Here is a 21,020-nt window from a genome sequence, read left to right as displayed (position 1 = left end):
CCGCCCCGTCGATCCCTCCGCCCGCCCTGCACCGATGAGCCGCGCCGAAGCCCCCGACCCGCTGCCCCACGCGCCCCGCCCGGGCGAGGCGATGCCCCCCCCGCCCGCCCTGCCGGCGGTGCCCCCCGAGGGCCTGGACGAGGGCGCCTGGCTGGACGTGATCCAGCGCATGGACGAGGTCTACTCGCAGCTGGTGCGCGACGAAATCGCGCTGGAGGAGAAGAACGCCGCGCTGGAGCAGTCGCAGCAGTTCATCTTCAGCCTGCTGTCGGCGATGAGCGACGTGCTGGTGGCCTGCGACGCCCAGGGCCGCATCGAGGAGACCAACGCCGCGCTGCGCACGCTGGTGGGTCGCGGCGAGGCCGCGCTGCGCGGCCATCCGCTCGACGACCTGCTGGTCGGCGGCCCGGACGGGGCGCACGGTGCCCGGCTGCGCCGCGCGATGGCCGAGGCCGTCGACAGCGCCGTCGGCAGCGTGGCCGAGGTCGACCTGCGCGATGCCCAGGGCCAGGCCGTGCCGGTGGACTTCAACTGCACGCCGCGCATCGATGCCCAGGGCCGGCGCGCCGGCCATGTCTTCGTCGGCCGGCCGCTGGGCGAGCTCAAGCGCGCCTACCACCAGCTGCGCGAGGCGCACGAGGCGCTCAAGCGCACCCAGGCCCAGCTGCTGCACAGCGAGAAGATGGCCTCGCTGGGCCGCCTGGTGGCCGGCGTCGCGCACGAGCTCAACAACCCGATCAGCTTCGTGCTGGGCAATGTGCACGCGCTCAAGCGCTACACCGAGCGCCTGTCGCAGTACCTCGGCCTGCTGCACGGCGGCTCCGACGGCACCACGCTGGCGCAGGCCCGCCAGCGCCTGCGCATCGACCACACGCTGGCCGACCTCGGCTCGCTGATGGCCGGCACGCTGGAGGGCGCCCAGCGCACGGCCGACATCGTGCACGGCCTCAAGCGCTTCTCGGCGGTCGACCGCGAGGAGCGCCAGCCGGTCGATCTGGCCGCCGTGGTCGAGCGGGCCATCCACTGGGTGCGCAAGGGCACGGCACCGAGCTTCGACATCGTCTTCACGCCACCGGACGACGGCCGGGGCTGCACCGTCAGCGGCAGCCCCGGCCAGCTGCTGCAGGTGATGATGAACCTGATCCAGAACGCCGCGGATGCCGTCGCCAGCCTGCCGGCGGCCGACACGCAGGCCGCCGCCGCGCGCGGTGAGCCCGCGCTGCGGATCACGCTGACCCGCAGCGCCGATCAGGCCCGGCTGCAGTTCCTCGACCGCGGCCCGGGCATCGCACCCGAGCACCTGTCGCGCCTGTTCGACCCCTTCTTCACCACCAAGCCGGTGGGCAAGGGCACGGGCCTGGGCCTGTCGATCAGCTACGGCATCGTCGAGCGCCACGGCGGCCGCCTGCAGGCCGCCCATGCCGCGCCGCAGGGCGCCCTGTTCACCGTCGAGCTGCCGCTGGCCGCCCCCACCGGGGTGCCCGCAGGCGCCGATCCGTCCGGCCCGATCCCGGCCGCCTCACCGACACCGCCCGCTTTCCCCACCATCCCAGACCCATCCCCATGATCCAAGCCGCCACGCACGGGGTGCCGTTCCCGCCCCGTGACCTGCTCGAGCTGCACCAGGAGCTGCACGCCCGCCCCGCCCTGCCCGCCCGGCCGACCTGCGTCGTCTCCTACTGGGTCAACGCCGGCATGCGGCCCGAACGCGCCGAACAGGCCCTGCGCACGCTGTGCCTGGCCGCGGGCGCCTCGGCGCCGCCGGCCGGCGTGCGCCACCATGTGCTGCACGCCCCGGGCTTCGCGCTGAAGTACGAGCGCCACGGCGAGTTCATCAGCTGGCAGGTCAACCGCCCGCTGGACGAGCGCGGCGACGCGCTCGACGACGCCCGCCTGGGTGCGCTGCTGCGCGAGGCCAGCGCGCTGCCGATGCTGCCCGACGCCTTCGTGGCGCTGCTGTCGGGCGAAGGCGCCGGCCGCATGCTGGCGGCCACCCACGTGCTGCTGCTCGACGCCCGCGCCAGCGAGGACCTGCTGCCGCGCTGCCAGGCGCTGCTGGCGGTCCAGGGCACGGCCAGCGGCCAGGACGACGGCGGCGCGCTGATGGGCGCCTTCATCGCCGACGCCCGCCGCTGCGCGCTGCTGACCCATCTGCGGCTGGGCACCGACGGCTTCACCCGCTTCGTGCTGCTGGACTACGGCCTGGTGCCCGAACAGGCCGCCCGCGAGGCCCAGCGCGTCTGCGAGATCGAGGCCTACCGCATGCTGGCGATGCTGGGCTTTCCCGTCGCCCAGCAGGAGGCCGGCGAGCTGGCCGCGCTGGAGCAGACGCTGCAGGGCACCGTCGACGCGATGGCCAACGACCAGTCGGCCGACGACGGCCGGGCCTTCGAGACCCTGACCCGGCTGGCCGCCGCCGTCGAGCACAGCACCGCCCGCACCCGCTACCGCTTCTCGGCCACGCGCGCCTACCACCGCATCGTCGAGCGGCGCCTGGCCGATCTGCGCGAGCAGCGCATCGACGGCGTGCAGACGCTGTCGGGCTTCCTGGCCCGCCGCTTCGCGCCGGCCATGGCCCTGTGCGACAGCACCGACGCCCGCCTGACCGACGTGGCCGAGCGCATCAGCCGCGCGATGAGCCTGGCCCGCATCCGCATCGAGGTCCGGCGTGAGGAGGGCAACCAGGAGCTGCTGCGCGCCCTCGCCCAGCGCCAGAAGCAGCAGCTGCAGCTGCAGCAGACGGTCGAGGGCCTGTCGGTGGTGGCCATCAGCTACTACGCGCTCGGCCTGGTCGGCTATCTGGCCAAGGGCGCGAAGAGCCTGCCCTGGCTGGAGCCGCTGCACCTGCAGCCCGACGTGGTGACGGGCCTGGCGGCCGTGCCTGTGCTGGCCTGTGTCTACTTGTTCGTGCAGAAGTTGCGGGCCCATCTGCACTGAGCCGGAAGCACCCCCTTGAATAGGTGGTTCAGCCCCGGGGATGCAGGACGGTGAGCGCTTGAGGCTGTCACGGTGCCGTCCGATACTTCATCGCATGGCAAATTTCTCGACACACCGGTCCTACACGGTGCCCCGCGTGGCCAATGCGCTGACGCTCACCGTGGTGGGGATCGCCGTCTGGTGGTCCGGCGCCCAGCGCCCGGCGCCGATGCCGCAACAGATGGCCCGGGCCACGGCCGTGGCACAGGCCCCGGCGCCGGCCAGGCCGGAGTCGACGCAGGTCGCCGCCGCCCCGCAGATCGACAACGCCCGTGAACTGGGCGCCACGGCCAGCCTGACCACCGTGGCCTACGTGCCCGGCACCAAACGCTGAGCGGACGGTCGCGGCATCCCCGCGACCGGGTCGTGGCCGGGCGGTCAGCCCGGCGGCCTCAGTTCGCGCACTGCACCGATCGCGCGCCGGCCACCGCCACCAGGACGTCCGGCGCGATGCCGACCAGATAGCCGCGCCGCCCGCCGTTGATCAGGATGCGCGGCAGCGCCAGCACCCCGGCTTCCACGTACAGCGGCACGCCCTCGCGGCGGAAGCCGAACGGCGAGGTGCCGCCGACCAGATAACCGCTGTGGCGCTGGGCCACCTCGGGCTTGCAGGGCTCGACGCTCTTGGCGCCGATCTCGCGCGCCAGGTTCTTGGTGCTGACCTGACGGTCACCGTGCATCAGCACGATCAGCGGCTCGGACCGCTCGTTGTGCATCACCAGCGTCTTGACCACCGCATGCTCGTCCCAGCCCAGCTGGCGCGCGCTCTCGGCGGTGCCGCCATGGTCCACGTAGTCGTAGACGTGCTCGGTGAAGTCGATGCCGTGGCGGCGCAGCCATTGCGTCGCCGGGGTCTCGCTGACGTGTCGGTCCTTCTTGGCCATCTCGGGTCAGGGTCAGGGTCGGGGTCGGGGTCGGGTTCAGGCTCACTGGGCCGGATCGCGCAGCGTCCAGCGCACGGCATCGATGGCGGCCAGCAGCTCGGGCGACAGCGTCGTGCCCCAGGCGGCCACCGCCTGCTCCAGCTGCGCCACCGACGTCACGCCGATGATGGTCGAGGCCACGCGCCAGTTGCCGTAGACGAAGGCCAGCGCCATCTGCGCCGGGCTCAGCCCGTGCTCGCGGGCCAGCGCGTTGTAGCGCCGCGCGGCCGCCAGCGCTTCGGGCCGGCCCCAGCGCTGGCGCCGCATCGACTCGAACAGCGCCAGCCGGCCGGGGGCGGCCATCGCCGGATCGAAGCCGTCGGCGTCGTACTTGCCGGTCAGCGCGCCGAAGGCCAGCGGGCTGTAGGCCAGCAGCGAGACGCCGCCGTGGTGCAGCACCTCGTCCAGGCCGTTGTCCGGCACGCGGTTGGTCAGCGCGTAGGCGTTCTGCGTGCTGACGATGCGGGCCAGGCCGTGCTGCTCGGCCAGGCGCAGGAACTCGCACACGCCCCAGGGCGTCTCGTTGGACAGACCGATGTGGCGCACCTTGCCCGCGCGCACCAGGCCGTCGAGCGCCTGCAGCTGGGTCAGGATCGAGGTCTGCGCGCGGTCCTGGGCCGGGTCGAGGTAGAGCGCGCCGAAGGTCGGCGCGTTGCGGTTGGGCCAGTGGATCTGGTAGAGGTCGATGACATCGGTGCGCAGGCGCCGCAGGCTGTCCTCGCAGGCCTGGACGATGGCCTGCGGCGTCAGGTCCATGGCGCCACCGCGCACCCAGTCCATGCCGCGCGAGGGGCCGGCGACCTTGGTCGCCAGCACCACCTTGCGCCGCACGCCCGGCCGGGCGGCGAACCAGCGGCCGATGATGGTCTCGGTGGCACCAAAGGTCTCGCGCCGGGCCGGCACCGCGTACATCTCGGCGGTGTCGATGGCGTCGATGCCGAGCGCCAGCGCACGGTCGAGGATGGCGTGGGCGGTCGGCTCGTCGACCTGCTCGCCGAAGGTCATCGTGCCCAGCATGATGGGCGTCAGCTGCAGGGCGCTGCGGCCCAGCGTGACGCGGGGCAGGCTCGGAAGGGTCGTCATCTTCGGGATCTCCGGAGGGTCAGCCGCGGGCGATCGGTGCGTCCGGCTGCGCGCACCATTCGCTCCAGGAGCCGGGATACAGCGCCGCCTCGGGCAGGCCGGCCACCGCCAGCGCCAGCGCGTGGTGGCAGGCGGTGACACCCGAGCCGCACTGCAGCACCAGATCCGACGGCGCCCGGCCATCGCGCAGCGCGTCCCACTCCGCGCGCAGGGCGGCCGCGGGCTTGAAGCAGCCGTCGGCGGCGAGGTTGTCGCGGAAGAAGCGGTTGACGGCACCGGGAATGTGGCCGCCGACCGGATCCAGCGTCTCGTTCTCGCCGCGGAAGCGGTCCGGCGCACGGGCATCGACGATCAGGCGTGGCGGCTGACCGAGGCCGGCGCGCAGCCGCGCGTGGTCGATCGTCGACTGCAGCGACGGTCGCAGGCCGAAGCGGCCGGGCGCCGGCGTGGTGCGGGCCGGCGGCGTGCGCTCGACCTCACCGCCGGCGGCCAGCCAGGCGGCGAAACCGCCGTCGAGCACCTGCACCCGCGCATGGCCGATCCAGCGCAGCATCCACCACAGCCGGCCGGCGAACATCGCCGCGCTGCGGTCACAGACCACCAGGTGATCGCCCTCGTCCAGGCCGAGGGCCTGCAGCCGGGCCGCGAAATCGGCCGGCGCCGGCAGCGGATGGCGGCCGTTGCGGCCGGTCTTGGGCGCCGACAGGTCGGCATCGAGGTGCAGATGGCTGGCGCCCGGAATGCGGGCCTCGGCATGGGCTCGCCGGCCGGCCTCGGGATCGGCCAGGTCGAAGCTGCAGTCGAGCACGCGCACCCGTGGCCGACCGCCCGCTGCCGAGGCGCTGAGCAGCGCCTGGAGCGCCGGGGCGGAAATCAGGGGCGACAGCGCGTCGCGGCAGGAATCCGGATCGGGACGGTGCATGGAAGACGGCCGGGGGTGCGGGGATCGGGTCCGCGGCGGCGGTCGCAGCCGGATGCGGACGGACGGAGCGAGCTTAACTGCCGCACGTGGCCGCCGCGTGCGGCCCCGCAGGCCCGGATGCGCACGGACCGGCGGCAGCGACGCAGCGCCGGCCTCCCAGCGCGCGGTCGTGATCTCCCCTCAAGTCCGATCGGGGCGGACCGATAAATCCAGGACCGCCCCGGCACCGCGTCTGTGCCGAATCCCGTCCGCCCGCAAGACCGTCGGCCATGACCCAGCAGTTCTCACCCCTGTCGCTCGTCCAGCATCGCATCGTGCTGGGCCAGCCCCTGCCCTTCAACGTCCGCGACCACGACCGCACGCTGCTGCTGGCCAAGGGGCAGCTGCTGCGCACACCGGCCCAGCTGCAGGCGCTGATGCAGCGTGGCGCGCTGGTCGATCTGGCCGAGCTGCAGTCGCAGGCGGACGCCCTGCGCATGGCCAAGCCACAGGAGCTGCCCCGGATGTGGAAGCGCTGCCTGGACCAGCTCGGCGAGAGCCTGCTGCGCGCCGGCGAGGCCGGCTTCCGCGAGACCGTCGAGGAGGCCGCCGGTCCGGTGCGGGCGCTGATCGAGCGCGATCCCGATCTGGCCATCTTCCAGGTGCTGCGGCCGGCCGACAACCCGCTGCTGAAGTACGGCACCGACCACGCGGTCCATGCGGCGATCTGCACCCAGCTGGTCGCCCGCCGTCTGGGTTGGGAGGAGGCCGACGTGCAACGCGCGTTCAAGACCGCGCTGACGATGAACGTCGGCATGCTGGAGCTGCAGGGCCTGCTGGCCACGCAGACCACCCCACCGACGCCCGAACAGCGACGGGCCATCCATGCCCACCCGATCGAGAGCCGCCGCCTGCTGGAGCTCGGCGGCGTGAGCGATGCCGACTGGCTGCGGGCGGTCGAGGACCACCACGAGACGGCCGACGGCCAGGGCTATCCCAAGGGCCTGCGCGAGGTCGGCGACATCGCGGCCCTGGTGCACCGTGCCGATGTCTACACCGCCAAACTCAGCCCGCGCGCCGGGCGCGAGGCCATGGCCGCCGACCAGGCCGGGCGGCAGATGTTCATGCAGGACCAGGGCCATCCGATGACGGCCGCGCTGGTCAAGGAGTTCGGCGTCTACCCGCCCGGTTGCTGGGTGCGCCTGGCCAACGGCGAGTGCGGCATCGTCGTGCGGCGAGGCCCGACGGTGATGACGCCGGTGGTCGCGGTGATGACCACGGCGGGCGGCCAGACGCTGAGCCGTCCGGTACGGCGCGACACCAGCCAGGCCGGCCAGGCGGTGCAGGGGCTGATGCAGGGCGCCGCGCGCCCACTGACCATCAGCACGGCCGAACTGATGGGCGTGGCCGAGACCTGAGGCCCGCCGGGGCCACAAGCACACAGGCCGTGCCATCCTCGCGGACGGACACGGCCTGGGGGCACGGATCAGGTGGATCAGGCGGACCGGTCAACGATCGACCGGCCCGCGCCGCGGGCCTTCAGCTCACTTGGCGAGCTTGAACACCCACATCGAGCCACCCTGCTCCAGGTAGCTGACCTTCTTGGCGACCTCGCCACCCCACAGCGGCACGGCGCCACCCCAGCCCGAGGCCACGGCCACGAACTGCTCGCCGTTCTGTTCCCAGGTCACCGGCGGGGCGACGACGCCCGAACCGGTCTGGAACTTCCACAGCACCTTGCCGGTCTTGGCGTCGGCGGCCTGCAGATAGCCTTCCGGCGTGCCCCAGAACACCAGGTTGCCACCGGTGGTCAGCACACCGCCCCACAGCGGCGCGTTGTTCGTGGTTTCCCAGACGATCTTGCCGGTCTTCGGATCGATCGCGCGCATGGCGCCGATGGGGCCGTCGCCATTGGTCTTGATCGTGAAGCCGGCGCCCAGGTAGGCGGCACCCTTCTTGTAGGTGATCGGCTCGTTCCAGATCTCCATGCCCCACTCGTTGGCCGGCACGTAGAACAGCTTGGTCTCCGGCGAGTAGGCCATCGGCATCTGGTTCTTGCCGCCCAGGAAGGACGGGGCGGCGTAGACGCTCTGGCCCTTCTTGCCGTCGGCACCGGCGGTCGGATCCCCCGGGCGGTTCTCCGGCACGAAGTTCGGACGGCCGGTCTTCAGGTCGATGCCGGTGGCCCAGGTGATCTTCTTGACGAAGGGGAAGGCGTTCTCGAGCTTGCCGTTCTTCGCGTCGATGACGTAGAAGAAGCCGTTGCGGTCGGCCTTGCCACCCAGCACCTTGCCGCCACCCGCGTCATAGGTGACGAACTCGTTGACGCCGTCGAAGTCCCAGCCGTCGTTCGGGGTGCCCTGGTAGTGCCAGACGATCTGGCCGGTCTTGACGTCGATGGCGACCGTCGAGCACGAGAACAGGTTGTCGCCCTTGCGCAGGTGGCTGTTCCACGGCGCCGGGTTGCCGGTGCCGAAGTAGGCCAGGCCGGTCTTGGCGTTGTAGGTGCCACCCAGCCAGGTGGCGGCGCCACCGGTCTTCCACAGGTCACCCGGCCAGGTCTTGCCGGTGGTGCCCGAGATGCCGTTCTCGGTCTTGTTGCCGTCCTTGTCGAACTTGTAGCCCATGTGGCCTTCGACGGTCGGACGCACCCAGACCAGCTCGCCGGTCCTGGGGTTGCGCGCCTCGACACGGCCGATGACGCCGAACTCGCCACCCGACACGCCGGTCAGCAGCAGGCCGCCGGCGATCAGCGGCGCGGCCGAGGCCGAGTAGCCGTCGGCGTAGTTGTCGATCTTCTCCTTCCAGACCACGTCACCGGTGTCCTGGTTCAGCGCGACGATCTGGGCGTCGAGCGTCATGAAGATCACGAGGTTGTCGTACAGCGTGGCGCCGCGGTTGATCACGTCGCAGCAGGGCATGATGCCGTCGGGCAGGCGGTGCTCGTACTTCCAGAGCTTCTTGCCGGTGGAGGCGTCCAGCGCGAACAGGCGCGAGTACGAACCGGTGACGAACATCTTGCCGTTGTGGATGACGGGCTGCGACTCCTGGCCGCGCTGCTTCTCGCCACCGAAGGAGAACGACCAGACCGGCACCAGCTTGCCGACGTTGCCGGTGTTGACCTTCTTCAGCGGCGAGTAGCGCTGGCCTTCGTTGCCCATACCCCAGCTCAGCACATCGCCGGTGGACTTGGCATCGTTGTCGATCATCTGGTCCGTGACGCCGGCGGCGTGGGCGGCCGTGCCGGCCATCATCGCGCAGCCCAGCGTGACGAGCAGGGTCGAGAGCTTCAATTGCATGGTGGTCTCCTCCAGGGGGGGTCAGCACAGACGGGAGGATTTCCCGCTGTTCCGGATGGCCTCAAGGGCAACATGCGTGCCATGTGCCGAGAGGCTCCAAATGGGGGACTTCGGCCGTGTAAGCCCGAACTGACTGCGGGTTGTCCCGCAGCCCCGTCGACCAGGACTGCTCCAGCGTCGCACAGGACAGGCCGACCCAGGCTGGGACAACGCAACACCGACCCGGGGCATGCCCGCGCAGCGGCGCGGCAGCGGCCCTGCGGCCACCCCAACGCGCAATGTACACGGGCTGCCGCGATGACAGGACCGGATCGACGATCCAGACGCTCAGCGCGCGACCGTCGCCGCCAGCGCGGCGCGCTCGTAGCGCGGATAGAGGTGGGCCACGTTGCGGGTCCACTCCGTCGGCCAGGCCGCCCAACGGCTGAACTCGGCGGGTACCGGCGCCCGCAGCACCTCGTTCATCTCCAGGCCGGCCGCGGCCCAGAGGCCGAACTGGCGGTCCATCCAGCGCAGGTAGTCGGCGGTGGCCGCCAGATCGGCGCCACCGGGGCGCACCGGCCCGTGACTGGGCACCAGCCAGCGCAGATCCGGCGCGGCCTGCAGCGTCTGCAGTGACGCGATCCAGCGCGGCAGATCGGCATGCGGCGTCGTCGGCACCCGGTCGGCGAAGACCAGGCCACCGACGAAGGCCACGCCGCTGCGGCGGTCGACCAGCACCAGATCGCTGTCGGTGTGACCGCGGTACTCGTGCAGCACGAACTCGCGCGCGCCCACCCGCCAGGGCCCGGCGCCGATGGTCTGCGCCGGCAGCCGCGCCTCGGTGCCGCCCATCCAGTCGCCGCACAGGCGGTAGAGGTTGTCCTCGTAGGCCTTGGCCTCGCGCGTCATGCCGGCCCGCGTCGAGACGGTGGCCAGCTGCGGCACGTCGGCAAAGGCCTGGTTGCCGAGGAAATAGTCCGGATGCTGGTTCAGGTGCAGCACCTGCACCACCGGCTCGGCCACGGTGCGGGCGATCAGCGCGCGCAGCTGCTCGCCGTAGCGGCGGCTGGGGCCGGTGTTGATGACGACCACGCCCTGGCCGGTGGCGATGAAGCCGGTGTTGATGATGTTGCAGCCGTTGTCGCGGCTGAAGTCCTCGTTGCGGCCCTCGACCACCCAGACGCCCGGAGCCAGCGCACGGGCCTGCAGACCGTAGTCCAGCCGGGCCGGATCCGGACGCGGCGGGCGTGGCGGCTCGGCGCCATCGGCCGACGCCCGCGCGACCTGCAACAGGGTCTGGTTCTGGGTCTGGGCCTGGGCCGCCGGCAGCGGCATCGCACGGCCGAGCTCACGCATCGCCTGGCGCGCACTCAACGGCGACCAGCCCTCGCCGTCCCAGCCCTGCGGGCCCTGCCCGCCGCCCGACGGCACGGACGCCCCGAACAGCCCGGCACAGACGGTGGCCAGCACGGCCAGCAGCGCACGCTGGCGCAGCCGGCGGCCCCGACGGAGGGGGCGCGGACCGGTCGGGTTCACGGGACCGGACGGGCCGGCACGGTTCACGGCATCGGAAAGCGGATGGATCATGGCAGCACGCTGTCGATGCGATTGCCGTTGTTGTCCTGGCCGACGATGCGCAGCGGACGCAGCGGCGGCTCGGCGAAGTCGAAGGAGAACACCGGGTTCTCGCTGACCGGCTCGAAGGTCTGGATGCGCAGCAGCTCGCGCTCGCGCGCATCGCGCACCACCAGGCGGCTGACGTAGAAGGCCGGCACGCCGTTGACCAGGCCGGTGTCCATCGGATGCATGATGCGCAGCCGCAGACGGCTGGCGGCATCCGCCCCCGCCGCGCGCGTCGCGTCGGCCTCGAACAGGCGACCGCTGACCTGGCCCAGCGTCTGCGACCAGCTGCCGTCGGCGCGACTGCCGCCGGGCACGGTACAGCCGCCGCCCGCCGAATCGACCTGCGTGCCGCCGACATGCCACAGCCCGTCGGCCGTCTGCGCCGCGGCACGCACCGGCGAGGCCTGCTCGAGCTTGAAACGGAAGGCGACCGTCGGTTGAGCGGCCAGCGGCTGCAGCTCCAGCACCTTGCGGATCGGGTTGCGGTCGACCAGCACGATCAGGCGCCGCACCTCGGGCAGCGCCGCCCGCACGCTGATCGGCACGTTCATCGGGTCCTCGGCGAAGGGCGGGCCCTGGACCTGCACCCGGTCGTCGAACACCACCCGTGCATCAGCGCCCAGGAACTCCTGGCGCAGCGAAGGCCACACCAGGCTGCCGAAGGGATCGATGTCCGATGGCGGTGCGGCCTGCGCGGATCCCGCCATGCCGACCCCGCCGGCCGCGCCGAGCGCAGCCGCCACCGCGGCCGGGCCGGCCGGCACCGACCGCGCCGCGCCCAGCAGCGGCGCCAGCAGCCAGCCGGACAGCCGACGACGGCTCAGGGCTCCGGGACTCGCCGACGCGCGGGGCGGCATCGGCAGGGGGCGCGGGGTGCGGCGCATCGGGCGGCTCCGGCTCGGGGGTCAGGTGGGGTGGCCGACGGCGCCGGACTCACCAGCGGTGCTGCCAGCGGGCCGAGACCAGCAGGCTGCGCGGTGCGCCGGGCTCGAAGTAGCGCCGGTTGCCGTCGTTGACGATCACGCTGGCCACGTGCACACGGCCCGCCGCGTTGTCGACGCGCGCCAGCAGCTCCAGTGCGTCCTCCGCCCCCAGGGCCACCTCGCCGCGCCAACGCAGGTTGACCAGCGCATAACCCGGCGCATGGGCGTCATTGACGTCGTTGGCCATCAGCGCGGCATAGGCCCGCCACTCCAGCGCCCACTCACCGAGCCCGGGCGCCGGACGCCAGGCCAGATCGGCCGCGAGCTGGCCGCGGCGGGTGCCGGCGATGCGGTTGCCGGCGGCGACCGTGCCCGCCGATGTCGAGTAGCTCTGCTGGTACTCGGCTTGCAACCAGGTCAGTGCCGACTGGACGGAAAGCCCTGGGGCCAGTCGGGCGGATGCACCGATTTCAAGGCCACGGCGCCGCGTATCACCGACGTTGTGATACGTCGTACGGCCACCCGAGCTGGCATCGACAGCGATCTCGTTGCGGGTGTCGGCCTCGAAGATCGCCACCTCGGCCGAACTGCGGGCATCGGACCATTTCGTGCCCAGTTCGACCTGACGGCTCGACTGCCCCTTCAGATCGCGGTTGAAGCCCCCAACGCCCGATGTGCTGCCGTAGGCGAGCTCGCCCAGCGTGGGCGACTCGAAACCACGCGCGGCACTCAGATGCACCGACCACCTTGGTGTCACCTTCCAGGCGAGGCCGACCACCGGATTCGTGTAGCTGAGCGCCATGCGGTCGGAATCGTCGCCGTTGTCCGACGTGATGTAGCGATCCGAGGTCGACAGCGTCACCTCGCCCGAGCGAACGCCGGCGGTCAAGGTCCAGTCGGTCGCCAGCGGCCACGTGGCCTGGGCGTAGACGTCCTGCGAACGCGCGCGATTGGTCTCATCGCGGCGCAGGGCACCGACCACGCCGCGGGCAGTCGGCGCAACCGCCGTGCCCAGGAAGTTCTGGTAGCCCTGACGGTCGTCGGTCTGACGTTCGTAGGCCGCCCCCGTCACCAGATCCACCGTCCCGAACCGCCAGTTCAGCCGACCGTCGAGACCGGCATAGGTGCGGTCGAAGTCAATCACGCCACCGCTGCTTGTGGTGCCCTGGAAGGTCGGCAGGAGGCCCTGGAACTGCGTCACCGACCGCCAGCCCTGATACACCGTCACCGCCGAATCCTGCAGCGCGCCGCCTTCGCCGAAGCGGTGCTGCCAGTTCACGCCCCACTGCGTCTGCTCGATCGACTTGCGGGTGTCGTAGGTCGTCGCCGTGGAGATCGTCGACCGCGGATCGATCGCGAAATCGGTCGCCATCAACCCCAACGGATCCTGCGCCTGCTGGCGCTGCGCCGACAGCGAGACCACCACCCGGTCGTCGCGGTCCTGCCAGCTGCTGCGCAGCTGGGCCAGCGTGCGATCGGCCGCCGATTGCGGACGGTAGCCGTCGAGCGTCGCATGGGTCAGGCTGGCGCGCAGATCGGGACTGCCGTCGACCGAGGGCAAGGCGACGGCGAAGCGGCCCTGGCGCAGGCCGAAGGATCCGGCGTCCAGCGCGAACTCGGTGCGCCGCTCACGCGGGCTGGCACCGAACAGCGCGATCACGCCGCCCGAGCTGTTGCCGTAGAGGACCGAGAACGGACCGCGCAGCACCTCGATGCGCTGCGCGCCGGCGAGGTCGAAGTGCGCGACCTGACCCTGGCCGTCGGGCATGGTGGCGGGGATGCCGTCGGCATACAGGCGCAGGCCGCGCACGCCGAACGGGGTGCGCGCGCCGAAGCCGCGCGAGCTGATCTGCAGGTCCTGCGCGTAGTTGTGGCGTTGGTTGACGGTCAGGCCCGGCACCAGGGCGGTGGCCTCCGAGAGGTCCAGCATCGGCCCGCCGGCACGCAGCGCGGCGGCATCGATGGTCGAGACGGCGAACGGCAGATCCAGGGTGCGCGCCGCGCGCGTGGCGCCGGTGACGACCACGCGCTCGACGGCGGCCGGCGCATCGGGCGGCACGGCATCCGCCTGCGCGGCACGGGCCGCAGCCGGACCCAGGACACAGACCGCGGGCAGCCAGCGGCACAGCACGAGGCCGGCACGTGCCAGCGGATGTAGACGGAAACAGGGCATCTCGACAGGCTCCGGACATCGACGCCCGGAGCGGCGCACAGGGTGGAAGACAGAGGGGACGACGGGACCGGACACACGGCCCGGGCACCACCGCCACGGCCCCCGACCTGTACCAGCGTCGCACAGGCACGGCCCGTGGCGCGGCACCGTCACCTCGCATCAAACCGTGGGCACGACGCTGCTCCAAGCCCACGTTTTCCCGAGCAGTGCGCCAGAACGGATCAGCACAGGCCGGACGTTTGGTATCGTGGCGGGATGTAAGGCGCTCTCAAGTCGCCGCGGGGGAGTCCGATATGAGCTGCATCAAGATCATGCAGGCGCGGTGTCAGGTGGTCGAAGGCCCGGGCGTGAAGACTTCCCCGGCGTTCCGAGAGAGCGCACCCTGCGGAGGACCGCGGGCCCGCGCGGCCTGCCCGTCCGCCCGCCGACGTCCCAGCCCAGAGCCCCGATCTGATGACACGCATCTACCTCGTCGATGACCAGTTGATCCTGCGCGACGGTCTCCACGCCCTGCTGGAGACGGCCGGCCACCAGGTGGTCGGCGAAAGCAGCGACCCCACCCAGGCCGTGGCCGAGGCGCAGCAGCGCCAGGCCCAGGTCATGCTGCTGGACCTCGGCCTGGGCGAGCGCTCGGGCTTCGAGGTCCTGCAGGAACTCAAGCGCCGCGACTCGCCGGTCAAGGCCATCGTGCTGACGATGTCGGCCCAGCCGCGCCACGTCGCCGAGGCGGTGCGCCTGGGCGCGGCCGGCTACGTGCTGAAGGACGCCGGGGCGGCCGAGCTGCTGCAGGCCATCGAGACGGTGGCCGGCGGCCGCCGCTTCTTCGGCCCGCAGGTCGCCGATCTGGCGCTGCAGGCGCTCACCGACGAGGCGCCGAACGACCCCTTCGCCATCCTGTCGCCGCGCGAGCGCCAGATCGTGACCATGGTCGTCAACGGCCTGTCCTCGGCCACCATCGGCACCCAGCTGCACCTGTCGCCGAAGACGGTCGACACCTACCGCAGCCGCATCATGTCCAAGCTCGGCGTCAACGGGGTCACCGCGCTGGTGCGTCTGGCCGTGCGCGAGGGGCTGGTCGAGAAATGACCGCCCTGCGGGTCGGCGTCTCAGGGCGCTGACCGCCGGTGCGGATGTCCGCCCGGGGGATTGCCGGGTGATGACGCCGGCATCCGGGTCCAGTCCGCCCGCGCACCGCGCCGGGCCTTCTGTACGGGCCGAGTCAAGAGCTCCCCACTGCGACCACCGGCCCACGGCTGAACAATCGTCCGCGAGGCGTGCGGATGTCCGGCGCCCGTACGCCGGAGACCGTGTTGCCTCAGCTCCCGTCCGCCCCCCGCCTGTCCACCACCGGACCGGGCCCCGGCCCGACCCTGCGCAGGGGCCAGCCGATCCGCACCGCACGCCCCGGCACGCCGGGTTCCGTCGCCGCGCCGGAACCGGCCGCGGGCTGGCTGCTGGACTCCGCGGTGCACGAGCTCAAGGGCCCGGCCGCCGCCATGCTGGATCTGGCCGCCCTGATGGCCGACGATGCGGACGCTCCGCTGAGCCCACGGCAGCGCCACCAGCTCGAGCACCTGATGTCGGCCGGACGCCACCTGCTGGGCCTGCTCGACGATCTGAGGGACTCCGACAGCGGGCTCTGGCCCTGCCATGCCGAGCAGGTCGACCTGCAGAGCCTGGCCACGCAGGCCCTGGGCTTCCACACGGCACCGGCCGCGCGCCGCGGCCTGAGCCTGCGGTTGGCCGGCACGGAACCCACGGCAACCGCCTGGGCCGATCCACGGCGCACGCTGCAGGTGCTGCTGAACCTGATCGCCAATGCGGTTCGATACAGCCGCCAGGGCACGACCGTGGCCGTGCACGTCGGCCCCGGGCCCTGCTTCAGCGTGCACGATGAAGGCCCCGGCCTGGATGCCGCCGCGCTGGAGCGCGTCTTCATTCCCGGAGAGCGCCTGGGCCGGACCGATGGCCAGGGCCAGGGGCTGGGCCTGGCCCTGTCGCGCGCGCTGCTGCGGCGCATGGGCGGTCAGCTCGAGTTCCACAGCGAGCCGGGTCGCGGCAGCGTCGTCTCCGTCCGGCTGCCCGGGCGGGCGGCGGCGACCGCTGGCGCCGCGCCGGTCGAGGTCGACGGGGCGAGCGACCCGGGCGCACCGGCGACGGTCCGCGAGCCGGCGGCCAGGCTCGCCCTGGAACACGCCCTGAACCACGCCCTCAGCCACCCCATCGACCACCCCGCCAGCACCGTGACGGACACCCTCGCGGCGCGGGCTGCGCACACGGCCCAGCCCGCAGGGGCGACGGGGTCCGCACCGGCGATGCGGTCAACGCAGGGTGCACCGGCTCTGCTGTGCGTGGACGCCAACCCGGTGCTCGCCCAGTGGCTGGACGCCCGGCTGGTCGCCCCTCGTGCGAACACGGCGAACACGGCGAGCACGGCGACCGCGGGCACCGCATCGGCCCGCCCCTGGCTGGTCCGTCAGACGGCCAGCCTGACCGAGGCCCTGGCGCTGGCGCAGACCTGCCGGCCGGCCCTGGTGCTGGTCGATCCGGCCCTGCCCGGCGGCTGGGAGCTGCTGGGCGCCTGGCAGGCCGACGCCCAGCTGCGCCGCATTCCGGTGGTGGTGGTCAGCGCGGCGGTCGACCCGCGCCTGTGGCTGCGGGCCCGGGCCCTGGGGGCGCTGGACTGCTGGCCCAAGCCGCCGCCCCTGGCGCGGCTGCACGCACTGCTGGCCAGGCTGTCGGCCGCACGTCATCCGAGCGTGCCGGCGCCGAAGCCTCTCGCGCCCCGGGCCACGGTCGACCGCGCGGCCGTGCAGGCCGGCTGAACGGGCCGGCCTGCGGCCCGCGGCCCGCGCTCAGCGCTCGATGCGGGCCCAGGCGCTGTGGTTGTGGATGCTCTCGAAGTTCTCGACATCGACGCGATAACGACCGATGCGCGCATCCGCGTTCAGACGCAGCGCGACATCGCGCACCAGATCCTCGACGAACTTCGGGTTCTCGTAGGCGCGCTCGGTCACCCACTTCTCGTCGGCACGCTTGAGCAGCGGCCAGATCTCGCTGGAGGCCGATTCCTCGGCATAACGCAGGAGTTCGGTCCACTGCAGGGCCTGCGCACCGTCGACGGCCGCCGGCAGCAGCTCGACGCGGATCGTCACCTCGGAGCGCTGGTTGTGCGCGCCGTAGTCGGAGATCTCCTTGCTGCACGGGCACAGGCTCTTGACCGGCGCGGTGATCTCGGCCCACAGCACGGTGCGGCCGTCGACGCGCTCGGCGATCCAGCGGCCGCGGTAGTCGAGCAGGCTCTGCACGCCCGAGACCGGCGCGCGCTTGCGCACGAAGAAGCTGAAGGCGGCCTCGACGCGGCCGGCATCGGCATGCAGCAGCTCCAGCATGCGGCCGAACTGGGCCTGCAGCTCGGGCGCGTCCAGCGGCGCCTGCAGGCTGTCGAGCCAGGCGACGAAGCGCGACATGTGCGTGCCCTTCTGCTCGGCGGGCAGCGCGACGTCGAGCGCCCACTGCGCCTGCACGGATTGCGGCTCGCCGGCCACGCGCACGGTCAGCGGCCAGCGCACGCTGCGCACGCCCACGCGCTGGATCGCCAGATGGCGCTGGTCACGCTCGCTCTGGGTGTCGGGAATGTGCAGCGCGTCGGTCAGTTGGTTCATAGCAGGACTCAATCAAGCCAGCCGAAAGGATCGCATCATTCAAATGTCCTTGGCGGGCCCGGGGATGCGCGGGACGCGCTCAGGCGGCGTCGGACGGACGCACCAGCTGCAGCGCAGGGCCGCACCGGCGACGCACCGCGGCCTCGATGCCGGCGGCGTCCAGGCCGATGCCGGCCAGCAGGCGCGCGTGGTCGCCGTGTTCGATGAATTCGTCGGGCAGGCCGAGCTGCAGCACCGGCACCGTGACCCCGGCCGCGGCCAGGCATTCGAGCACCGCGCTGCCGGCGCCGCCGGCGATCGCGCCCTCCTCCAGCGTGACCAGCAGGTCATGCCCGCGCGCCAGCCGCAGCACCAGGTCCTGGTCCAGCGGCTTGACGAAGCGCATGTCGGCCACCGTCGCGTCCAGCGCCTCGGCGGCCTTCAGACCGGCCTGCAGCAGCGTGCCGAAGGCCAGGATGGCCACGCGCTGGCCGTCGGCCGCCGCGCCCTGGCGCTCGCGCCGCACCACGCCCTGGCCCCAGGGCAGCTCGTCGAGTCCGGCCGACACCGGCGCGCCACAGCCCGCACCGCGCGGGTAGCGCACGGCGGTGGGCTGCGGGCGGCGCCAGGCGGTGGTCAGCGCCTTGCGGCACTCGTCCTCGTCGGACGGGGTCAGCACCGCCATGTTGGGCACGCAGCGCAGGAAGGGGATGTCGTAGGCGCCGGCATGGGTCGCGCCATCGGCGCCGACCAGGCCGGCCCGGTCGATGGCGAACATCACCGGCAGCTCCTGCAGCGCCACGTCGTGGATCAGCTGGTCGTAGCCGCGCTGCAGGAAGGTCGAGTAGATCGCCACCACGGGTTTGAGGCCCTCGCAGGCCAGACCGGCGGCGAAGGTGACGGCATGCTGCTCGGCGATGCCCACGTCGTGGTAGCGGGTCGGGAAGCGGCGTTCGAACTCGACCAGCCCCGAGCCCTCGCGCATCGCCGGCGTGATGCCGACCAGGCGCGCATCGGCAGCGGCCATGTCGCAGATCCACTGGCCGAAGACCTGGGTGAAGGTCGTCTTCGGCGCGGTGGCCGGCGGGGTCAGCCCGACGGCCGGATCGAACTTGCCCGGGCCGTGGTAGTTGATCGGGTCGGCCTCGGCCAGCTCGTAGCCGTAGCCCTTCTTGGTCACCACGTGCAGGAACTGCGGGCCCTTCTTGTCGCGCAGGTTCTCCAGCGTGGGGATCAGCGCGTCCAGGTCGTGGCCGTCGATCGGGCCGACATAGGTGAAGCCGAGCTCCTCGAAGATGGTGCCGGGCACGACCATGCCCTTGGTGTGCTCCTCGAAGCGGCGGGCGAACTCGTAGAGCGGCGTGTTCTTCAGCACGCTCTTGGCGCCCTCGCGCGCGGCGGCATAGAAGCGGCCGCTCATCAGGCGTGCCAGGTGCTTGTTCAGCGCGCCCACCGGCGGGCTGATCGACATGTCGTTGTCGTTGAGGATCACCAGCATGTCGGCCAGGCCGGCGCCACCCGGAGCACCGCCATGGTTCAGCGCCTCGAAGGCCATGCCGCCGGTCATCGCGCCGTCGCCGATGACGGCCACCACGCGGCGGTGCTCGCCCTTCAGGCGCGCGGCATGGGCCATGCCGAGCGCGGCCGAGATGCTGGTCGACGAATGCCCGGTGCCGAAGGTGTCGTACTCGCTCTCGGCGCGGCGCGGGAAGCCGCTGATGCCACCGAGCTGCTTGAGCGTGTCCATGCGGCCACGGCGGCCGGTCAGGATCTTGTGCGGGTAGGTCTGGTGGCCGACGTCCCAGACCAGGCGATCGCGCGGCGTGTCGTAGACGTGGTGCAGCGCGACCGTCAGCTCGACGGTGCCGAGGTTGGACGACAGGTGGCCGCCGGTCTTGCTGACGCTGTGCAGCACGAACTGGCGCAACTCCTGGGCAAGCTGGCGCAGCTCATGGCGCGACAGGCGCTTGAGGTCGGCCGGGCTGTCGATCGAATCCAGCAGCGGGGTGCTCATGCGGGGGACTCCGGAGGTGACGTCGGTGGCGGGCGCGCGGATGCGGTCGGTGGACGATCGGCGGCGGCGGCTCAGCAGTCGCGCTCGACGACCATGTCGGCCAGCGCGCGCAGGCGGCTGTCGTCGGCCAGCGCGGCCGCGTCCAGCGCCGACAGCGCCTGCGCCCGCAGGGCCCGCGCCTGGCGCCGGGCCTCGTCGAGGCCGAGCACGCTGACGTAGGTCGGCTTGTTGGCGTCGAGGTCCTTGCCGGCGGTCTTGCCGAGCTTGTCCGAGGCCTGGGTCACGTCGAGGATGTCGTCGACGATCTGGAAGGCCAGGCCCAGCGCCTCGCCGAAGACGGTCAAGGCCTGCCAGACGGCCGGCGCGACCTCGCCGCAGGCCGCGCCCATCTGCACGCTGGCCAGCAGCAGCGCACCGGTCTTGCGGCGGTGCATGTCGCGCAGCTGGGCCTCGTCCAGCGGCTTGCCGGTGGCCGCCAGGTCGATCGCCTGGCCGCCGGCCATGCCGGCGTGGCCGGCCGAGCGGGCGAGCAGCGCGCACAGCCGGGCCTGACGGGTGGCCGGCATCGGATGCACATCATCCGCGCACGGGGTCAGCACCTCGAAGGCCAGCGCCTGCATCGCGTCGCCGGCCAGCATGGCCGTGGCCTCGCCATGGGCGACGTGGACCGTGGGCTTGCCCCGGCGCAGCACGTCGTTGTCCATGCAGGGCATGTCGTCGTGGACCAGCGAGTAGGCATGGATCAGCTCGACGGCCACCGCCGCGCGCAGGGCGGCGCCGGCGTCACCGCCGACGGCCTCGGCCGTGGCCCGCACCAGCAGCGGCCGCAGCCGCTTGCCGCCGTCGAGCACGCCGTAGCGCATCGCCACGCCGAGTCCGGCCGGCGCATCGGCCGGCACCCAGGCCGACAGCGCGGCCTCGACCGCATCGAGCTGTGCGCCCATCCACGGGCTGAACGCCAGGGCGCCGTCCTTGTTCGTCGGCGTGCTCATGCGCCCTCCACCCAGTCCTTGAGTTGTCCGTCCTCCAGCACCTGCACCTGCTGCTCGACCGCGTCGAGCCGCGCGCGGCAGTGCGCCAGCAGGGCCGCGCCGCGGCGGTAGCTGTCGAGCAGACGGTCCAGCGGCATCTGGCCGGCCTCCATCGCCTGCACCAGGCGTTCGAGTTCGGCCAACGCGTCCTCGTAGCGTTCGGGCAGCACGATGGCCGCGGTCGCGGCCACGGACGGTGGCGGCTCGTCCAGCCCGTCGATGCGGGCCTGGCCCTCCCCCGGGCCGCTGGCAGTCGTCTTCTTGATCATGCGCATGGTCACTGCTGGCAAGCCGGAGATTCTAGTCGGCCGCCGCTGCACTGCAGCGTGAGGCAGGCGCTACACTCGCGGGTTCGGCCACCCGGATGCCTCTGCCGTCCGGAGTGGCCGTTTCACATGGTCGGTGCCGCCCGGGGCTCTGGGCGGCGGCCGGCCTTTCATCAGCCCAC

General features: G+C 72.4%; 17 protein-coding genes. 6 read left to right on the top strand and 11 right to left on the bottom strand.

Annotated elements, in window-relative coordinates:
* Positions 1-34: 34 nt before the first annotated feature.
* The 3 genes from AACH11_RS05610 (at position 35) to AACH11_RS05600 (ending at position 3,310) form a co-directional block, all read left to right on the top strand.
* On the top strand, positions 35-1,567 hold the full coding sequence (locus AACH11_RS05610) for a sensor histidine kinase (protein ID WP_423228696.1): 1,533 nt from the start codon (positions 35-37) through the stop codon (positions 1,565-1,567).
* On the top strand, positions 1,564-2,937 hold the full coding sequence (locus AACH11_RS05605; protein ID WP_341373212.1) for a DUF3422 domain-containing protein: 1,374 nt from the start codon (positions 1,564-1,566) through the stop codon (positions 2,935-2,937). The genes AACH11_RS05610 and AACH11_RS05605 overlap by 4 nt, the downstream gene beginning before the upstream one ends.
* 94 nt (positions 2,938-3,031) lie before the next feature.
* Entirely contained in the window at positions 3,032-3,310 is a 279-nt protein-coding gene (locus tag AACH11_RS05600) for a hypothetical protein (RefSeq protein WP_341373211.1), read from the top strand.
* A gap of 58 nt (positions 3,311-3,368) precedes the next feature.
* On the opposite strand, the gene AACH11_RS05595 is transcribed toward AACH11_RS05600, so the two are convergent.
* Genes AACH11_RS05595 through AACH11_RS05585 form a run of 3 tightly spaced genes read right to left on the bottom strand, consistent with a single transcriptional unit; the run spans position 3,369 to position 5,904 of the window.
* A complete protein-coding gene (locus AACH11_RS05595; RefSeq protein ID WP_341373210.1) occupies positions 3,369-3,860 on the bottom strand; it encodes an aminoacyl-tRNA deacylase in 492 nt (163 codons plus the stop codon).
* A gap of 42 nt (positions 3,861-3,902) precedes the next feature.
* Positions 3,903-4,982, bottom strand: coding sequence for an aldo/keto reductase (locus tag AACH11_RS05590; RefSeq protein WP_341373209.1), 1,080 nt, complete (start codon positions 4,980-4,982; stop codon positions 3,903-3,905).
* Positions 4,983-5,001: 19 nt separating this feature from the next.
* Complete coding sequence (locus AACH11_RS05585; RefSeq protein ID WP_341373208.1) at positions 5,002-5,904, bottom strand: sulfurtransferase; 903 nt, start codon at positions 5,902-5,904, stop codon at positions 5,002-5,004.
* A gap of 269 nt (positions 5,905-6,173) precedes the next feature.
* On the opposite strand from AACH11_RS05585, the gene AACH11_RS05580 reads away from it, so the two are divergent.
* Entirely contained in the window at positions 6,174-7,301 is a 1,128-nt protein-coding gene (locus AACH11_RS05580) for an HD-GYP domain-containing protein (RefSeq protein ID WP_341373207.1), read from the top strand.
* A gap of 126 nt (positions 7,302-7,427) precedes the next feature.
* On the opposite strand, the gene AACH11_RS05575 is transcribed toward AACH11_RS05580, so the two are convergent.
* The 4 genes from AACH11_RS05575 to AACH11_RS05560 all read right to left on the bottom strand — a co-directional run bounded on the left by AACH11_RS05575 (position 7,428) and on the right by AACH11_RS05560 (position 13,883).
* Positions 7,428-9,182 (bottom strand): PQQ-dependent methanol/ethanol family dehydrogenase, encoded by a 1,755-nt coding sequence (locus AACH11_RS05575; protein ID WP_341373206.1) that lies wholly within the window; start codon positions 9,180-9,182, stop codon positions 7,428-7,430.
* 327 nt (positions 9,183-9,509) lie between these two features.
* Positions 9,510-10,700, bottom strand: coding sequence for a quinoprotein relay system zinc metallohydrolase 1 (locus AACH11_RS05570; RefSeq protein WP_341373205.1), 1,191 nt, complete (start codon positions 10,698-10,700; stop codon positions 9,510-9,512).
* A gap of 47 nt (positions 10,701-10,747) precedes the next feature.
* Entirely contained in the window at positions 10,748-11,671 is a 924-nt protein-coding gene (locus tag AACH11_RS05565) for a quinoprotein dehydrogenase-associated SoxYZ-like carrier (RefSeq protein WP_341373204.1), read from the bottom strand.
* A gap of 49 nt (positions 11,672-11,720) precedes the next feature.
* Positions 11,721-13,883, bottom strand: coding sequence for a TonB-dependent receptor family protein (locus tag AACH11_RS05560; RefSeq protein ID WP_341373203.1), 2,163 nt, complete (start codon positions 13,881-13,883; stop codon positions 11,721-11,723).
* A 453-nt stretch (positions 13,884-14,336) separates the two neighbouring features.
* Between AACH11_RS05560 and AACH11_RS05555 the strand changes: the two genes are divergently transcribed.
* Positions 14,337-14,969 carry a response regulator gene (locus AACH11_RS05555; protein ID WP_341373202.1) on the top strand — a complete coding sequence of 211 codons (633 nt, stop codon included), beginning with the start codon at positions 14,337-14,339 and terminating at the stop codon, positions 14,967-14,969.
* A 224-nt stretch (positions 14,970-15,193) separates the two neighbouring features.
* Complete coding sequence (locus AACH11_RS05550) at positions 15,194-16,708, top strand: ATP-binding protein (RefSeq protein WP_341373201.1); 1,515 nt, start codon at positions 15,194-15,196, stop codon at positions 16,706-16,708.
* A 30-nt stretch (positions 16,709-16,738) separates the two neighbouring features.
* Here AACH11_RS05550 and folE2 read toward each other — a convergent pair whose 3' ends face one another.
* The 4 genes from folE2 to xseB form a co-directional block, all read right to left on the bottom strand.
* Positions 16,739-17,548 carry a GTP cyclohydrolase FolE2 gene (gene folE2, locus AACH11_RS05545; RefSeq protein ID WP_341373200.1) on the bottom strand — a complete coding sequence of 270 codons (810 nt, stop codon included), beginning with the start codon at positions 17,546-17,548 and terminating at the stop codon, positions 16,739-16,741.
* 79 nt (positions 17,549-17,627) lie between these two features.
* The gene (dxs, locus tag AACH11_RS05540; protein WP_341373199.1) at positions 17,628-19,541 is read right to left on the bottom strand and encodes a 1-deoxy-D-xylulose-5-phosphate synthase; all 1,914 of its coding nucleotides are present in this window, start codon (positions 19,539-19,541) and stop codon (positions 17,628-17,630) included.
* Positions 19,542-19,612: 71 nt separating this feature from the next.
* Positions 19,613-20,533: a polyprenyl synthetase family protein gene (locus AACH11_RS05535; RefSeq protein ID WP_423228695.1), complete on the bottom strand. Its 921-nt coding sequence runs from the start codon at positions 20,531-20,533 to the stop codon at positions 19,613-19,615.
* Positions 20,530-20,841 carry an exodeoxyribonuclease VII small subunit gene (gene xseB, locus AACH11_RS05530; protein WP_423228694.1) on the bottom strand — a complete coding sequence of 104 codons (312 nt, stop codon included), beginning with the start codon at positions 20,839-20,841 and terminating at the stop codon, positions 20,530-20,532. Before xseB ends, AACH11_RS05535 begins: the two co-directional genes overlap by 4 nt.
* Between the last annotated feature and the right edge of the window lie 179 nt (positions 20,842-21,020).

Origin of the sequence: Pseudaquabacterium rugosum (assembly GCF_038066575.1) — a bacterium.
GTDB lineage: Bacteria > Pseudomonadota > Gammaproteobacteria > Burkholderiales > Burkholderiaceae_C > Pseudaquabacterium > Pseudaquabacterium rugosum.
This window is presented reverse-complemented; position numbering and strand designations above follow the sequence as displayed.